The 14,852-nt window shown below is 61.1% G+C and carries 18 protein-coding genes; 4 read left to right on the forward strand and 14 right to left on the reverse strand.

The genetic code is table 11. From position 1 onward, the window contains the following. Positions 1-18 precede the first annotated feature (18 nt). From NKH29_RS21760 to NKH29_RS21785, 6 genes are all read right to left on the reverse strand, one after another. A complete protein-coding gene (locus NKH29_RS21760; RefSeq protein WP_352789739.1) occupies positions 19-1,329 on the reverse strand; it encodes a TRAP transporter large permease in 1,311 nt (436 codons plus the stop codon). Positions 1,330-1,332: 3 nt separating this feature from the next. Beyond that, the gene (locus NKH29_RS21765) at positions 1,333-1,845 is read right to left on the reverse strand and encodes a TRAP transporter small permease (protein WP_352789737.1); all 513 of its coding nucleotides are present in this window, start codon (positions 1,843-1,845) and stop codon (positions 1,333-1,335) included. Continuing rightward, positions 1,812-2,900, reverse strand: coding sequence for a type 2 periplasmic-binding domain-containing protein (locus tag NKH29_RS21770; RefSeq protein WP_353000554.1), 1,089 nt, complete (start codon positions 2,898-2,900; stop codon positions 1,812-1,814). Before NKH29_RS21770 ends, NKH29_RS21765 begins: the two co-directional genes overlap by 34 nt. Positions 2,901-2,980: 80 nt before the next feature. Further along, positions 2,981-3,526, reverse strand: a complete 546-nt coding sequence (locus tag NKH29_RS21775) for a flavin reductase family protein (protein WP_352493919.1) — start codon at positions 3,524-3,526, stop codon at positions 2,981-2,983. Further along, complete coding sequence (locus NKH29_RS21780) at positions 3,526-4,620, reverse strand: LLM class flavin-dependent oxidoreductase (RefSeq protein ID WP_023716644.1); 1,095 nt, start codon at positions 4,618-4,620, stop codon at positions 3,526-3,528. Before NKH29_RS21780 ends, NKH29_RS21775 begins: the two co-directional genes overlap by 1 nt. After that, complete coding sequence (locus NKH29_RS21785; protein ID WP_352482791.1) at positions 4,620-5,336, reverse strand: GntR family transcriptional regulator; 717 nt, start codon at positions 5,334-5,336, stop codon at positions 4,620-4,622. The genes NKH29_RS21780 and NKH29_RS21785 overlap by 1 nt, the downstream gene beginning before the upstream one ends. Before the next feature lie 483 nt (positions 5,337-5,819). Between NKH29_RS21785 and NKH29_RS21790 the strand changes: the two genes are divergently transcribed. Beyond that, on the forward strand, positions 5,820-6,050 hold the full coding sequence (locus tag NKH29_RS21790) for a hypothetical protein (RefSeq protein ID WP_352547441.1): 231 nt from the start codon (positions 5,820-5,822) through the stop codon (positions 6,048-6,050). Positions 6,051-6,093: 43 nt separating this feature from the next. Here NKH29_RS21790 and NKH29_RS21795 read toward each other — a convergent pair whose 3' ends face one another. From NKH29_RS21795 to NKH29_RS21815, 5 genes are all read right to left on the reverse strand, one after another. Next, the gene (locus tag NKH29_RS21795) at positions 6,094-6,312 is read right to left on the reverse strand and encodes a hypothetical protein (RefSeq protein WP_352482793.1); all 219 of its coding nucleotides are present in this window, start codon (positions 6,310-6,312) and stop codon (positions 6,094-6,096) included. 3 nt (positions 6,313-6,315) lie between these two features. Beyond that, positions 6,316-6,495 carry a hypothetical protein gene (locus NKH29_RS21800; protein WP_031193315.1) on the reverse strand — a complete coding sequence of 60 codons (180 nt, stop codon included), beginning with the start codon at positions 6,493-6,495 and terminating at the stop codon, positions 6,316-6,318. 138 nt (positions 6,496-6,633) lie between these two features. Further along, positions 6,634-6,921 carry a hypothetical protein gene (locus NKH29_RS21805; protein ID WP_352482795.1) on the reverse strand — a complete coding sequence of 96 codons (288 nt, stop codon included), beginning with the start codon at positions 6,919-6,921 and terminating at the stop codon, positions 6,634-6,636. Between the two features lie 19 nt (positions 6,922-6,940). Beyond that, the gene (locus tag NKH29_RS21810) at positions 6,941-7,378 is read right to left on the reverse strand and encodes a GFA family protein (protein WP_352482796.1); all 438 of its coding nucleotides are present in this window, start codon (positions 7,376-7,378) and stop codon (positions 6,941-6,943) included. 27 nt (positions 7,379-7,405) lie between these two features. Next, positions 7,406-7,624 (reverse strand): hypothetical protein, encoded by a 219-nt coding sequence (locus NKH29_RS21815; protein ID WP_352547439.1) that lies wholly within the window; start codon positions 7,622-7,624, stop codon positions 7,406-7,408. 145 nt (positions 7,625-7,769) lie between these two features. On the opposite strand from NKH29_RS21815, the gene NKH29_RS21820 reads away from it, so the two are divergent. Next, the gene (locus NKH29_RS21820) at positions 7,770-10,070 is read left to right on the forward strand and encodes an FdhF/YdeP family oxidoreductase (protein ID WP_352547437.1); all 2,301 of its coding nucleotides are present in this window, start codon (positions 7,770-7,772) and stop codon (positions 10,068-10,070) included. A 60-nt stretch (positions 10,071-10,130) separates the two neighbouring features. On the opposite strand, the gene NKH29_RS21825 is transcribed toward NKH29_RS21820, so the two are convergent. Both NKH29_RS21825 and NKH29_RS21830 read right to left on the reverse strand, forming a co-directional pair. Continuing rightward, positions 10,131-10,490 (reverse strand): response regulator, encoded by a 360-nt coding sequence (locus NKH29_RS21825; protein ID WP_352493917.1) that lies wholly within the window; start codon positions 10,488-10,490, stop codon positions 10,131-10,133. Then, positions 10,487-13,591 (reverse strand): CheR family methyltransferase, encoded by a 3,105-nt coding sequence (locus NKH29_RS21830; protein WP_353000557.1) that lies wholly within the window; start codon positions 13,589-13,591, stop codon positions 10,487-10,489. Before NKH29_RS21830 ends, NKH29_RS21825 begins: the two co-directional genes overlap by 4 nt. Positions 13,592-13,739: 148 nt before the next feature. Here NKH29_RS21830 and NKH29_RS21835 point away from each other — a divergent pair, with 148 nt between their 5' ends. Together NKH29_RS21835 and NKH29_RS21840 are read left to right on the forward strand one after the other, a co-directional pair. Continuing rightward, positions 13,740-13,937, forward strand: coding sequence for a hypothetical protein (locus NKH29_RS21835; protein WP_352493915.1), 198 nt, complete (start codon positions 13,740-13,742; stop codon positions 13,935-13,937). A gap of 49 nt (positions 13,938-13,986) precedes the next feature. Beyond that, entirely contained in the window at positions 13,987-14,535 is a 549-nt protein-coding gene (locus NKH29_RS21840; RefSeq protein ID WP_352547433.1) for a response regulator, read from the forward strand. Between the two features lie 29 nt (positions 14,536-14,564). On the opposite strand, the gene NKH29_RS21845 is transcribed toward NKH29_RS21840, so the two are convergent. Beyond that, complete coding sequence (locus NKH29_RS21845) at positions 14,565-14,837, reverse strand: hypothetical protein (protein WP_352789731.1); 273 nt, start codon at positions 14,835-14,837, stop codon at positions 14,565-14,567. Positions 14,838-14,852 lie beyond the last annotated feature (15 nt).

The following is a 14,852-nucleotide window of genomic DNA, read 5'->3' on the forward strand; positions in this document are numbered from 1 at the left end:
CTGCTGGATCGAGTTCGACTAGATCAAATTCGGAAGAAAGAGAGCGATCTGCGGAAAGAGGACAATCAGCAGGATCAGCAAAAGCGTCAGCGCGATGTAGGGTGCCGCTGACATGGCAACCGTCTTGAGCGATGTGCCTTTCGGCGCAACACCGATCATGATGAACAGCAGCAGACCAAACGGCGGCGTGGTGAAGCCGACCTCGTAGGCGAGCAGCAGGATCAGCCCGAACCATACCGGCTCGTAGCCGAATTGGTGGGCGATCGGCAGGAAGATCGGCAGCGTGATCAGCATCATCGAGACCTGATCCATGAACATGCCGAGCAGCAGGATGACGAGCACCATCATGAGCAGCATGGGATACGGTCCAAGATCATAGCCGACGATGAACTGGATAAAGCCGTTGGAGGCGCCGGAGAAGGCGAATATCTGCGAAAACGTCGTCGAAGCCGAGATGATCAGGAAGGTCATGCCGGTGACCTTCATCGCATCGTCCAGCGACTTCCAGACAACCGACCAGCTGAACCGCCGGTAGACAAACAACAAGGCGAACACGGCGGCACAGCCGAGCCCCGCCGATTCCGTCGGCGTCGCTATTCCAAGGATGATCGTGCCAACCACCATGAACACGATGACGCTCATCGGAATGATGTTGACGGCAACCGCCCTCACCTTCTCGGCCGCAGGAACGGCGGGCACCGGATAGTGCGGAGAGGCGTCCGGATCGATCTTCGTCTGTGCGAAGATCAGCGCCGCGTACATGACAACGAGGAGCAGCCCGGGCAAAGCCCCCGCTATGAGCAGCGCGCCTACGTCGATCTGGGCCAGCGAGCCGAGCAAGACGGCCAGCGAGGATGGCGGGATGATGACGGCAAGGCTTCCGGCGCCAAGCACCGGGCCGTAGGCCATATGCGGCTTGTAGCCCCGCTTCAGCATCTCCGGCACCATCAGCGAACCCATCATGCCGGTATTGGCGAGGCTCGAGCCCGACAGCGCGGAAAAGATGGTGCCGGCGGCGAGAACGACATAAGCGAGGCGTCCGCGCAGATTGCCGATGCACAGGTCGAGCGCGTAGATGACCTTCTCGCCGAGGCCGGAGCGGAAGAACAGGCTGCCCATGACAAGAAACATCGGCAGCGGAGCGAGCGCATAGGTCGAGACGGCGTCGGAGAAGTTGGCGACCATCTGCGTCACGCCGATCGAACCGCCGAAGAACAGGTACAGCCCGATCACATTGGTGACGAAGAAAGCGAAGGCGACCGGCAGCCCAAGCCCCATCAACACGAGGATGGTGCCAACGAGCACGGCGAATGGAAACAGCCAGGCCACCGTTCAGAGCCCTTCCATTTCCAGAGGATCGAGCGTGTACAGCGTGTCACGGCCGAGCAGATATCTGAGCCATTCCAGCGCGGAGAGGTAGAAGGCGAGCATGATGGGCAGAAAGACCAGCCATTTCGGCATATCGAAACTGCGCGTTTCGTATTCGCCGCCCGCCACGGCGCTTGTCAGGGACGACAGAGCGACGCTGCCAAGATAGAGGCTGACGCCGATGCAGGCGAGATAGACCAGTTTTTCAAGCACCGCCCGAGCCCGCATCGGCAGCGCCTTGCGCAGGAACTCGACGAAGACATGGCCCTTGCTGTGGACCAGCCAGGGCATCGGCAGAAATGCCGCGTAAAGCAGGCCGTATTCCGTCGCCGATACTGCCCAGGCAAGCGGCCTCAGGCCCAGATTGCGGACGCATACATCAGCAACCACCGCGACGATGATGAGGCCAAGCACCACTTTTGCCGTCGCCGCCAACGCAAGGCTCAGCTTCGCAATCGCTGCAAACAATCTGTCCATGTCCGACGACCCTCATGTCCACCGTTGCCCCGCTTTTGCCCAGCTTTGATGGAGGGCTTACAAGGCAGCCTCCGCTCGGCTACTGGAAGAATTTCTTCAACTGATCGATGTTGGTGGGATCGCGTTTGGCCATTCTCGCCCAGCTCGCCTGCGTGGCAGCCGCCAGGAATTTGTCGCGGCCGGCACCGGTCAAGCTGATCACCTTCTGCCCGCCGTCGATCATCGCCTGTGCCTGCTTTTCCGACGGCAAGATTGGCGTCATAGCTCGCGCGCTCGTATTCGACGGCCGTGTCGGCAAGCAGCTTCTGCGCCTCGGGCGACAGCGTGTCCCATTTGGCCTTGTTGATCGAGATCAGCACGTCGGTTTTGAAGAATTGCGGGTCGACACGGTATTTGGTGAACTTGTCCCAGCCGAACGACGCATAGCCAAACACGGTATAGGCGTTGGCATTGACGACGCCGCGCTCGAGCGAGGTGTAGACGTCCCCTGGCGCTTGCACGATCACCGTTGCGCCCAGGGATTCAAGGAAATCGCGATAGAGCGGCGACGAGCGGATCTTCAGGCTGCTCCAGTCGATGCTGCCTTCGCTGTTGAGCTTGGGTTCGTCGATGGTGAAGACGTTGAAGCCCGAGCCCGCGTCGACATGCGCCAGCAGATGGGCATTGGCCTTCTTCTCGAAAATTCCGCTGATGAAGTCCCAGCCGCCATTCTCGCGAACCTCCCACGGCGTCTTTGTCGATGCGGAGAACACCTCGCCTTCGGGCACGAGTTCGAGGAACTGCCCTGCCGGCGTGTCGATCACGTCGATCAGGCCGCTCCTGAGCGCCGCGCCCTGCTGGATCGGCGGAATGACCTCCGGCCCGCCACGCACGTTGATCTGGACCACGCCCTTTCCCTTTTCGTTCACCTTCTGAACGAACTTCAGGAAGCTCTGGGCGTAGCCGTTCTGCGTCGGCGTGAAATGCACGGCGTTGAGGACGACCTCCTCGGCCGCGGCGATACCCACCACACCCGACAGGAGTGCAGCCAGAACAAGGGATTTCCAAATGCGCATTGCCGTGTTCCCTTTGATAGTTCGCCCATGATCGGGCCGATCTGAAAATTACAATCGCTGCGCCGCCACGCGAACGGCGGTTAACTGGCATCATCTCCTACTGTCAGGAACCGTCCATGTGCGTAGAAGACCGGCGATCGGTCAGCGCGGTCCAGCGCGACGCCTGAGACGATGCCGATGACGATCATGTGCGACGCCCGCACAATGATTTCGGCCACCCGGCATTCGAACATTGCCCGCGCGCCGACAAGCAAGGGCGCGCCGGTTTCGCCACGCACCCATGATCCGGACGAGAACCGCGCGGCCCCCTTGGCTTTGGTCATGCCGCCAAAGGCACGCACAACGTTCTCCTGGTCGCCGGCTGGCAGATTGACCGAAAAGGGCAAGCCTTCGCGAATGGCCGAGGCAAAGGTGCTGCTGCGGTTGACGCAGGCCAGCAGCGAAGGCGGCTCGGCACTGAACGAGCAGAGTGCTGTCGCCGTGATGCCGCAAAAGCCGATCTCGTCATGTTCCGACGCGAGGATGGCGACCGAGCCCGCCACGGCCCGCATTGCCTGCTTGAAGGCGCGCGGATTGATGGCGTCGTGTCCATCCACCCACGGCGTCGGAATGGCGGCCGCCGGCATCAATTTACTCGAAGCCCGGCCTGGCGCATCAGCGGCAGCACGCGGTCGCAGAAGAAGGGCAATTCGTAGGTATAGTTGACGAATGTGAGGGCGGCGCCGGAATAACCCTGGTCCATGATCGCAGTGAGGTCGTCGACGATCTTTTCCGGCGTGCCGATGAGCGGGAAAGTTCCAGCACCGCCGGCGAACCTTTGCCGATATTCGGTGAAGGCCTTCGCATCATGCGAGTTCGCGAATTCCTTCTTCTTGCGCATATGCTCGTCGACGGCGCCCTCGTCCGCGCATTCCAGCGCGTAATGCCGGTAATAATCCTCGGCTTCCTGCTGGGTTTCCCGGCAGACGACGTGACAAACCGTATAGACGCCGACTTCGCGTCCGACTTCGGCCGCTCGGTTGGTGATGTCGACCACATGCGCACGGCCGTCGGCAATTTCGGAAAAAGTCGAAAACAGGTAGTCGCAGTGGCGCGCCGCATAGTTGCGCCCCGGCGCGCCGAAGGCGGCGTTCATGGTCACCGGTCGCGGCGCCTGCAGGCTTGGCGGGCGGCTGACGACCCCCTTCAGATCGTAGAACTCGCCGCTGAAGTCGAACGGCTCCCTCGATTGATAGGCACGCACGATGATGTTGATCCATTCCTCGGCCTGATCGTAGGTCCGCTCGCCGACCGTCTGCCCGAACATGGCGAACTCGTCCGGGTTCCAGCCGCAGACGATGTTCAAGCCGGCACGCCCGTTGGAGATGTGGTCGACCGTCGCCAGCGCTTTTGCAGCCTGCAGCGGATGAACCAGCGGCACATGCACCGTCATGAACAGGCCGATGTTTTCGGTGGCGACAGCAAGACCCGCCGCCCAGGTGAACGTCTCGAACGACCATTCCCGCACATGCGTCAAACCGCCGAAGCCGCGCCAGCGGGCGATCGGCAGCAGAAACTCGAGGCCGGCGCGATCGGCGATGCAGGCGGAGTTGAGGTTGTCTTCCCAGCGGGCACGCCAGCGCTCGGGGACGGTGGTCATTGCCAGGCCGCCATCGGCGTTCATGGAAAAGACGCCGAGCTTGAACCTGTTCGGCCCTTTCAGCGGGTGCTGCTTCCTGATCATGATTTCCCCCGCCGTGACATGCTCTTGCCCTCGCCGTCGGAGTTTTGAAACGGTGGGCTCAGCTTCATGAAACGCTCCTCGGCGTTCTGAATGAAGTGCGTCATGCAGTCGTAAGCGGCGACGGCGTCGCGCTTGACGAATGCCTCGTAGATGGCGCGCATGCCGGCCACGATCACGGCCTGCGTCGGCTGGTGCGACAGCGTCCTTAAACGGACGACGAGTACATGGTCGGCGAAGCGGGCAATCGTTTGTGAAAGACGCTCGTTCGCGACCGCGCCAAGCCAACAATTCCTGAATGCCGAATTGGCCTGGAAAAAGCGGTCGGCATCGCCATCTGCGGCCGCAGCCTCTGCCTCCCGGAGCGCGGCTGCCAGGGTCTTGAGGCCAGCGGCGTCAAGTGTCCGTGCGGCGTGCGCGGCGGCCCGCGGCTCGAGCAACCGGCGGACCTCGAAGATGTCGGCGACATCCGTTGCGGTAAGCGTGGGCAGCGTGAAGCCGCGTGTGGTGCCGACGAGATAGCCCTCATGCACCAACTGCATCAAGGCGTCGCGGACAGGCATTCTGGAAATGCCGAGCCGGGCGGCAATATCGACATCGACCAGCTTCTGGCCAGGCGCCAATTCGCCATGCTGTATCGTCAGCCGGACTTGTTGATAGACCTGGGCACGCAGATTGCCATCGCCAACCCGTTTGAGCTCTATCGTTTCCGTCATCCACGCCTTCCCATGCGAAGATTTCGTATATCGTTTGAGGCTGTGATCTCGCAGTCGTGCCGTTGAAATGCAGCCATATATCGGCAGAAATCGACCTGTCAGCCATGTTCCCGGCTCAAGTGGAGCACAGGCTGGATCACCTGGCAAGATATTTCAAGTCTATAATGTATACTGTTTGAGCTCGCTGTCCGGAGGGCAGAGGATCGCGCCGTCTGTGCTGCCGCGCCGCGCGACGGCGGGGACAGCTAACGATCCGCGCGGTTCGGTAAAAAACGTACAGACGTTTTTCCGTGACACATCGAAGTTGGCGGATTTAACTAAAATTACTTGCGATCTGCGCGCGCCGGCACGCCCACCCCCGATCCCCTCGCCGGTGCGCATTACTGGATCGCCCGCCGTATCGAAAGGTGCGGCGGGCTTTTCGTTTCGTTTGGCGGGGAGGCGCTTATGCGAGACTTGCCCAGGAATATCGACGCCGACGTCGTGATCGAAATCAGCAAGTTGCTCGACGACCGGGCGAAGTCCGTGCCGGTGCCGGTGCACAAGCTGGCGGCGATGATCCGGCTGGGCGTCGAAACCCTTCTGACCGATCACTCCATCGAGGAGCTGATCGTGGAAATGGCCGCGACGCGGGGGCTTCCGATGCTGTTCGATTTGCCGGTGATCAATGTCGACAACGTCGTGCCGATTGCCTTGGCGCGCCGTCCCCGCTGACATTTCGCTCGAGCCCCATCGGTAGTCGCGTCGCCGCCCGACTTCACTTGTCCTGATGCGCCGGCCGAGTGTCGCCTTTCTTTTCGGGGTCATGGGTATGGTGGCTGTCGCGTTCGCCGCCGCCGCCGGAGACCTTGCTGTGGCTGCGCAGGTCTGAATCGGCCGGCGGCTTTTCGACGCTCAGCGGCTTCTTGGCGTTTTCGTGCGCGGCGCCGGGACCGCCCTGGCGGATGCTGGCAGGAGTTTTCTTCGACGTGGACATGGCCTAGCGATCCTGGACGTTGCCTTGATGAGTGGTGTTGACCTTCGTATTGCCTTGCTGACCCTGCTTGTCGGGATCGGGGACGGTGGATTGCGGTGCCTGGTCGGCTGCTACCGATTTTTTGTCACCGGCGCCCTTTGGGCTCAGATTCTTCGGCGGCACAGGGGGAGGTTTCGTGCTCATGGCGTTTCTCCTTCCGCCACCCAAACAAGCGGCTCGGGAGAAAGGTTCCCGAGGGTCCGATACGAACGGCGATTGCCGCAACGAGCCGGGTCCACAGGCCGTGGCTTGGGGCCGGCGGGGTGCCCGCACAATCCAGGATTATTTCTTGATGATGTTTCCGTTGTTCAGATCGAAGGCCTGGGCACCGAACGCCTGCCTGAAGAAGTCCTCCTGCAGATCGCCCCATTCGCCGAGATAGGCGCCGCAATTGCTGCAATAGATCGGTGTGGAATCCTTCGGGTTGTCGGGAATCTCCATCAGGATCGTCCCGCACGCCTTGCAATCGAGCTTGTCATCCAAACGGCGGCCCATTGACACATGATCGCGCGTTTTCAGCCGCGCGCCAATTGTTGTTTTCGTACGAAGCCCGAATGGCGCGTTTTCCAACCAGCAAGGGGATCGAAAGCTAGCGTTCCGCCGGATTTCCGAAGGCCGGATCTCGCCGCCTCGAATACATCCCCACCCGCGGCAGCTCGTCTGGAAAGTCGACCCAGGGTAACCTCATGTCCCAGTATGCGTGGGCCTGTGGCGGAAACCGTTCGGGGTGATCGAGAAAGCCGATCGCCAGATAGAGTTCGTCGGGCAGGCCCTGGTCGACATAGCCGATCGATGTTCCGCAATCCGCGCAGAAGGACCGGAGCACACCGGGGGTTTTCGAAAAGGTCTTCGGTATGCCGGTGAGCAAGGTGAATTCAGAAGGCCGATAACCGACCCACACCGTTAGCGGGCTTCCTATCGCCTTGCGACAGTCGTCGTCGTGATCGGAGCAAACCCAGAACGGCTCGCCGCGCATTTGCGCCGTTATGGCGCCGCAAAAACAGGAACCCGTTTCAGTTCGTGGCATTGGCTAACTTCATGGCTGGACTCGCCTTCACTGCTGGCCCGGCATTTCGGTATTTTCCTTGGGGTTCTTCTTGATGCCGGCGGCAGGCGAGGTATCGGCCGGAGCATTGCCACCCTGGTTCTGTTCAGCGGCTCTTTTGAGCGGCGAAGTCTGCCAGCCCATATCGCCGTACAAAAAGCCTATGAGGAAGCCGACGATGATGATGGCCGAAATCACAATTGCAATTAACGCGTTACGTCGCTCCATTTCGCACGGCTCCTTTCTTTGAGCCGAACAAACGATGGCGGAAATGGTTCCGGTTAGACGGACTGCGTGACGGGACGGAGCCGGCCGGGAACATTCAGCCTCACGGCGGGTTCGTATGAGTGCTCTTCTACAGGGAGTGGCTTGCATGAAACCCGCGGTAACCGATCGCATTGAAACCAAGAAATACGACCACCCGACAGGCGGCTGGGGATCGCTCAAATCGCTGGTCCGCAAGGCGCGTGGCGAAGGCCTGCTATTGTCCGGGATATGGAGCACGCTGCTCAAGCAGAACAAGGCCGACGGCTATATGTGCGTGTCTTGCTCATGGGCGAAGCCAGCTCAGCCGAGGCCTTTCGAATTCTGTGAAAACGGCGCCAAGGCGACGATGTGGGACCAGACCAAGCTGCGCTGCGAACCCGCTTTCTTCGCCGAGCATTCGGTGGCGGAATTGCTCGATTGGCCGGACGACGATCTGGAGAAACAGGGCAGGCTTACGGAGCCCATGCGCTACAATGCCGCCGTCGACCGTTACGAACCGGTTTCCTGGGACGATGCATTCCGCGACATAGCTGCCGAATTGCGACGGCTCGATCCCAAATCGGTGGTATTTTACACGTCCGGCCGCGCCTCGCTCGAGGCCTCGTTCATGTATCAGCTTTTTGCGCGGATCTACGGGTCTTCGAACCTGCCCGATTCGTCCAACATGTGTCATGAATCGACCTCGGTCGGCTTGCCGGAATCGATCGGCTCGCCGGTCGGGACCGTGCAGCTCGAAGACTTTGCGAAATGCGACATGATGTTCTTCTTCGGGCACAACACCGGGGTGACGGCGCCGCGCCTGTTGCATCCGCTGCAAGAGGCACGTCAACGCAACGTGCCCGTCTTCACTTTCAATCCCTTGCCCGAGCGGGGACTGAAGCGCTTCAAGAATCCGCAAAACCCCATCGACATGCTATCGCCCGGACCGGGCACCAAAATGTCCAGCGACTTCTTCCAGGTCCGTTCGGGCGGCGACATCGCCACGATAACGGGTATCGCCAAAGCGTTGCTGGCGCTCGACGATGCCGCCCGCGAAAGCGGCAGGACGCGTGCCCTCGATACGGCTTTCATCGCCGAGCACACGCATGGCTTCGCCGAGTTCGAAGCCTTCCTGCGCAACACCCAGTGGAGCGATATCGTCGCCCGATCGGGCATTGCGCAGGCCGATCTGGAGCATGTCGCCGAGGTCTACAGCCATGCCAACGCGGTGATCGGCAATTACGGCATGGGCCTGACCCAGCATCGGCACGGCACCGAGAACGTCCAGATGCTGTGCAACCTTTTGATGATGCGCGGCAATATCGGAAAACCCGGCGCCGGTATTTCGCCGCTGCGCGGCCATTCCAATGTCCAGGGACAGCGCACCGTCGGCATATCGGAAAAACCCGAGCTCGTCCCGCTCGACAAGTTCGCCGAATTCTACGCCTTTGAACCGAAGCGTGAGAAAGGTCTCGATACGGTCGAGACCTGCGAAGGCGTCATGGACGGATCGGTCAAGGGCTTCGTCGGGCTCGGCGGCAATTTCGTGCGGGCCGTGCCGGAAACCGGCCTGGTCGAGAAAGCCTGGCGTGGGCTCGACCTGCATGTCGAGATCGCGACCAAGCTCAACCGCAGCCACCTCATCGCCGGCCGGACAACCTATCTGCTGCCTTGCCTGTCACGGCTGGAAAGAGATCATCAGGCGAGTGGCGATCAAAGGGTGTCGATAGAGGATTCCACTGCCTGTATCCATGGTTCGTTCGGATCGCGACCTCCGGCTTCGCCGCATCTGCTTTCCGAGCCCAGGATCGTCGCCGAACTTGCCAAGGCGACGGTGCCGGGCAGGAGTTCGATCCCTTGGGATGAATGGGTTGGCGACTACTCCCGCATCCGTGACGAGATCGAGCGCTGCTACCCCCAGCATTTCCGCGACTTCAACAAGCGCTTCCTGACGCCCGGCGGCTTCCATCGCGACATCAAGGCGAGCAAGCGGGTGTGGGAGACGCCGAACAAGAAGGCCAATTTCAAGCTGCCAACTGGCCTTGAAACCGATCCTGACATCGATGTCGTCGGCCGCGATGTGCTGACACTGATCACGGTCCGCTCCAACGATCAGTTCAACACGACCGTCTACGGCTACAACGACCGGCTGCGCGGCATCAGCGGCACACGCATGGTGCTGTTGATGAACGAGAAGGATATCCAGCGCCTCGGCTTGAGCGCGGGACAGGAGGTCGATCTCGAAGCCAATGCGCAGGATGGCGTGGAGCGCCGCGTGCGCGGGCTGCGCATCACGCCTTTCTCAGTGCCGGAGGGAAATTGCGCCGGTTATTATCCCGAGCTCAACCCGCTGATTCCTCTCTGGCACAGAGCCGAGAAGGCTCATGTCCCGGCCGCCAAATCGGTACCGGTGCGGATTGTTGCCTAGGCGTTCGTTGTTCGCGGCAGGCACGCACTATGCGGATGTGGCTTGGTTCAAATCATGACCTCAGCCGGCTCGCGCGAGTTCGTCCACGGCATTCAGGATCGCACTCTGGCTCGCCGGCTTCTGCACGATCCTGCAAGCGCGGAACCCGGCCGGAATCTCGCGTTCGCCATACCCGGAGAGGAAAGCGAACGGCACGCCTCGCCCCCGCAATGCCTCCGCGACCGGATAACTGGTTTCATCGTTCAACTGGATATCCAATAGCGCCGCGTCGATCCCGCCTTCGCCAACGAGCCGGAGGGCCGCCGTCACCGACGAAACCGGCCCAACCACCTGATGGCCGGCCTTGCGCAGGTAAGCCGCCGCGTCGTCGGCGATCAGCCATTCATCCTCGACGATCAGCACACGCACCTTTCCGGTCACGACGAGCCCTCGCGGGTCAGAGGGAATGCAATTTCCACCTCCAAACCATTTGAGCGGAAACTTGTTTCAACTTTTCCGCCCAGCCTGTAACCGATTTCTCCACGCAGAAGGGTAAGGCCGAAGCCGCTGTCGGTTGGCTCCTTGATGCGGGGGCCGCCCTTCTCGCGCCAGACGAGCTTGAAGGTGCCATCCGCCACCGACCATTTGACAACTATCCGCCCGGCAGGTTTCGACAGTGCGCCATATTTGGCGGCATTCGTCGCCAGCTCATGAATTGCCATGCCGAAGGAGAGCCCTTGCACAGGCTTGAGGCTTACCCGCTTGCCATCGAGCTCGAACCGTTCGGCCCCAAAGGGATCGAGTTCATGGCGCAGCAGTTCCTCGACGGAGGCTTCCGTCCAGCTTTCTCGCGAGAGCAGACTGTAGGCTCGTGACATCGCCTGCAGCCGGCCGATCAAGGCTTCGGCGAACTCGTCTTTCGAGGCCGAGTTTTCACGCGTCCGGTTGGTGATGCTGGCGACGACCGCCAGCATGTTCTTGACACGATGGTTCAGCTCCGAGATGAGCACCTGCTGACGCTCTTCAGCCTGCGCCAGCGTCGTCACGTCGATCAGGGTCACGACCACGCCCTGGATGCTGCCGCCTTTGTCCCGGTAAGGGTTGATGCGAACCAAGTAGAACCGGCCCTTGTCGTCGCGCGCAAGGTGATGGTTCAGGGTCTCTCCCGTCTCGAACACCGCCTGGATGTGCCGCTTCAACTCGGGGTAGTCGAGCTGGCTCGAAAGATCGGTCAGCGGTCGGCCGACATCGGACGGACGCAAGTTGAAGAACGACGACGCGGCGGGAGTGAAGGTCCGCACCACAAGATTGCGGTCGAGGAAGATGGTGGCGATTTCCGTGCTTTCGAACAGGTTTCTGAGATCGCTGTTGGCGCGGTCGAGTTCCTCTATCTTGCCAGTCAGCTCTGCGTTGATGGTGTTGAGCTCTTCGTTGAGCGACTGCATCTCCTCCTTCGAGGCCTCAAGCTCCTCATTGGTCGACTGCGCCTCTTCATTGACGGAGACGAGTTCCTCGTTCGAAGACTTTACTTCCTCCAGCGCGGTCTCGTATTCCTCGATGGTCGACTGCAGCCGCTCGCGCGTGTCGCGCAACTCCCGTTCGAGATCGGTCGTATCTTCGGCGCCGCGGCTTTCGCGTGCCGGATCGGAGCGGATCTGGGCCTGTCCCACCGGATTGAACAGGACGAGGTAGAGGGGCTCGCCATTGCCGCGTTCCGTGTACGGCTCGACCATCAGTGTAATGAACTGAAGCTGTCCGTCGTCTTCTTCGACCGCTATGTTCTCCCGAACGACCGTGCGGCGCGTCGTGGCTGCCTCCCGCAACGCGGCGCGCAGCTCAAGTCTCAGCCCGCGGCGGGCCAGTGTCAGCAACTGCCGGCTCGGGGCGCCTTGCGGTGCTTCCAGATATTTGCCCGTCCTCGCCGAATAGTAGACGATGTCGCCATCGCCATTGACCAGAACGTGAGGCGGGGCGAACCGCTCCAGCACCTGAGCCTCGATCGCCTGGCGTAGTGAATGGCTGGCGGCATCCTTCGTCGAGCCGCCGCGTCCGACCGGAAGGGCACGCGTGGGGCCATTGCCGATCAGAACCAGCGGCCGCGGCGTGGAATGTTCCCGCGCCTGGAAAATCCGATGCTTCTTGTCGACCGTGGCAAAAAGGTCGCCGTGCTGACCGACGCTTTCCGAGGTGCCGAGGAACAGATAGCCGCCCGGCCTCAGCGCGTAATGGAAGATTGGAATCACCCGGTTCTGGATCTGCGGGCCGAAATAGATCAGCAGGTTGCGGCAGGAAATCATATCCATGCGCGAGAAGGGAGGATCGCGGATAATGCTGCGCGGCGAAAAGATGCACAGTTCGCGCACCTCGTTGCCAAGCACGTAGCTCGCGCCGTCGCTGTTGAAAAAGCGTTGCCTACGTTGTGGCGAAAGCCCGTGCAGCAGCGCTTCGGGATAACGCGCCGCACGCGCCACCGCGAGCGCCGGCTCGTCGATGTCGGTCGCGAATATCTGGACGCGCGGCGGCGCGGAAAGCTTCTCCATACGTTCGCGCATCAGCATGCCGATCGAGAACACTTCCTCGCCGGTGGCGCAGCCGGGTACCCAGACACGCACCGCATCGGAGGCGTTCTTGCCTTCGAAAATCTGCGGTAGGATCTTGTCCTCCAGCAATTTGAACGCTTCGGCGTCGCGGAAAAAGCTGGTGACGTTGATGAGCAGGTCGCGAAACAGCTTCGCCACCTCGTCGGGATCCCTCTTCAGCCGTTCTATGTAGGTGGTGATCGACTGCAGCTGCGTGATCTGCATGCGCCGCTTTACGCGACGCAGGAACGTCTTGGTCTTGTAGCCGGAAAAGTCGTGACCGGAATGGCTGCGCAAAATGGCGTAGATTTCATCGCGGGCCCGATCCATCCCGGCCTTGTGTTCGTCGTCCGCCTCGGTCAGTCCGTGCAGCACATCGAAGCCGCGGGCAAACGCCTGAAGCTTTGCACCGATCTGCTCGGCGGGCGCCGCTATGTCGATCAGGCCGCTCGAAATCGCGCTCTGCGGCATGTCCGGATTGCGTGGGGCGGAACCGTTGGACGCCTGGGCAATGGTCAGCCCGCCATGCTCCTTGATTGCCCTGGCGCCGAGCGTGCCGTCCGAATCACCACCCGACAAGATAATGCCGACGGCATACTCGCCCTGGTCCTCGGCCAATGCGCTGAAGAAGATGTCGATCGGCTTGCGCTCGCGGTTGAGCGTGTTCGGCCTGCGCAGCGAAAGCGCGCCTTTGCGGATGGTGAGGACGACGTTTTGCGGCATCACATAGACCTGGTCGGGTTGGACCGCTGCGCCCTCCTCGGCCACGACGACCGGCATTTCGGTATAACGTCGGATGACCTCGTGCAGCAGGCTTTCCCGCTCCGGGCTGAGATGGGTGACGACGACGAACGCCATGCCGGTGCCGCCGGTCAGTCCTTTGAACAGGCCCTCCATCGCGGGAATGCCGCCGGCCGATGCGCCGACACCGACAATGGGAAATCTTCCATTCTGGGATGCCACGCCACGCCCCTTACAACCGCCGCGAACACAAAGCCGCCAAATCGGGCCTTAGACTAAGACCGCGCCGAGCCTCCGGCCAGCGAATAGTCTACCAACGGAACAAAGCACCGTCGGTGGGCATTAACATTTGACTTTGGAGGCGGTTCCAATGGCAAAACGACCACCTGAAATAAAGCCGGCCAAGCGCATCCTGTTGCCCTCGCCGGACCTGACCAAGTTCCCGGTGTCTGAGAACATTCCGCCTCGCCTGCTCGCGCTCGCGGAACGGTTGCAAGAGGTTCTGGCCCGTCACTTTGAACAAGTCTGCGCCGACAGCCGTAAAACCCGCAGGAAGAAGGATCAATGAGGTGCGCGACCTGCAAGGCTTGCATATCCTGATCGTCGAGGACGAATGGATGCTGGCGGGCGATCTTGCACGTTATTTCAGCAAGATGGGCGCCGTCGTACTTGGCCCCGTGGCGACGGTCGAACAGGCGTCGAAACACACGGAGGAGGCGGAAGCTGCGATCCTGGACGTCAATCTCAACGGAAGACGGGTATTCCCGATAGCGGACGAACTGATGCGCCGTGGCGTGCCGTTCGTGTTTTTCAGCGGCGATGAAGACATCGTTATTCCTGAGCGCCTTCGATATGCCAGCAGTCTCAGAAAGTCCTCGGACGGCCAGGCTGTTTTCGACGCTCTTTTTCCGGCCGAGACGTCGGCATCGAAAGGAGGCCGAGCGTCCGAGCCCTCAGACGACGTATTTTCGCTTCTGCCTAAGCTCCGGCTCGCGGCACGTCTGCTGCTGGGAGACATGGATGCTTCCGACCGGCTGGTCGAGCGAACGCTCGAGCAGGCCATCGGCGAAATCGACAACAGACGATCTGGTTCCTCGACAGAGGATTGGCTCAACGGCATCATGCGAAACATCGTCAAGGCACGTGGAGCAAACCTGCTGCACTAACCACGGCCGCCGCCGGCAACTAGACGATGTTAGCTTTTCCGGCTGCGCTCGACGAATTTGTTGAAGCGGCTGGTCTTTCCGCCGCTGGTCTCATCCTGGTAGAGGAAGGCCAGTTCGTTCTCATCGAAGATCCTGAAGAACTCGTCCCATTCAACGGGCTCAAACGTCTCTTCAGGCTCGCCGAAGTCGATGCGCAATATGCCGCCCTCGCCCTTGGTGCGCACCACCGCCGGTCGCCCGTCGCGCTCCTCGGCCCAACGGCGGATTTCGTCGTGATCGGTGGTCGTCTTCGATTCAGACATCGCAATCTCCCTTCG

Origin of the sequence: Mesorhizobium sp. M1295 (assembly GCF_040318135.1) — a bacterium.
Taxonomy (GTDB): Bacteria; Pseudomonadota; Alphaproteobacteria; order Rhizobiales; family Rhizobiaceae; genus Mesorhizobium.